The organism is Pseudomonas sp. GD03903 (assembly GCF_029840045.1).
GTDB lineage: Bacteria > Pseudomonadota > Gammaproteobacteria > Pseudomonadales > Pseudomonadaceae > Pseudomonas > Pseudomonas pseudonitroreducens.
In genome coordinates this window covers 1-1,019 of record NZ_JAOCBT010000061.1, presented here as the reverse complement: position 1 = coordinate 1,019, position 1,019 = coordinate 1, and the positions used below count along the sequence as shown (strand labels likewise).

Annotated in this window: 1 protein-coding gene; it reads right to left on the bottom strand. The window is 59.2% G+C overall.

Annotated elements, in window-relative coordinates; all coding sequences use genetic code 11:
- A partial coding sequence (locus tag N5C91_RS31800; protein ID WP_279834508.1) for an IS481 family transposase occupies nt 1-937 on the bottom strand: 937 nt, incomplete at its 3' end.
- Nucleotides 938-1,019 lie beyond the last annotated feature (82 nt).

Here is a 1,019-nt window from a genome sequence, read left to right as displayed (position 1 = left end):
TGTGTAAACCCAGTAGGTTGTTCAGTGGAATGCGGCTGATGGGTGGGCAGTAATCCAGACTGGAGTGAGGCCTGTGCCAGTTGTATTGGTGTAGCCAGAGGGCCAGATGCTGGGCGCGCTGCTCAGAGCTCTCGTAGCTACGGGCGTAGGCCCACTCCCGCAGGCTGGTTTGAATGAAGCGTTCAGCTTTGCCATTGGTACGTGGGGTGTAGGGTTTGGTGCGGATATGTCGTAAGCCCAGACGCCGGCATAGGCGGCGGAATAGACCTGATCGGTAGCAGGCGCCGTTGTCAGTCATGACCCGAGTAAATCGAATCTTCAGCGAGCGGTAGTAGCGCAAAGCCTGGAGCAGAGCGCGACAGGCACTTCCACCTCGTTCATCAGCATGCAGGCTGGAGAAGGCGATGCGCGAGGCATCGTCGATGGCGACATGGACAAACTCCCAGCCCGCTCCATCCGAGCCCATCAGCCGGGTTCCCGTAACTCGATGTCCCGGTCTCCAAAAGCGTGCGAGCTTCTTGATATCCAGATGCAGTAGATCACCTGGTTGAGCGTACTGATAACGCCTGATCGGCGGAGCGGGCTCCAACTCGGGGAGCCGATTGAGTCCGAGTCGTTTGAGGTGGCGAGCGATGGTACTGACTGCCAGCCCTAACTCGTTGGCAATTTGCCGATAGGTTTGACGGGCGCTGCGCTGCTCAATCAGCCTTTCGAGCCGGGACTCGGGTGTGGCATGGGGGCAGGCGTGAGGGCGCGAAGTGCGATCCATCATGCCGGCCTCTCCCTCTTCGCGGTAACGCCGAAGCCATTTGTAGGCCGTACGTACGCTGACACCGGCCGCCTGCGCTGCCTCTTCAGCACGTAATCCCTGAAGCATGCGCTGGACTAAAAGGGCTCGACCGCGCGGTGTAAGACGGGCATGTTTATGCAGGTTCATTCGGGGCTCCTGGAAGGATTGGTTGGTCGCACTTCCAGTTTTCCGGGTAAGCCCCGGATGAACAACCTACCGAGAGATCACA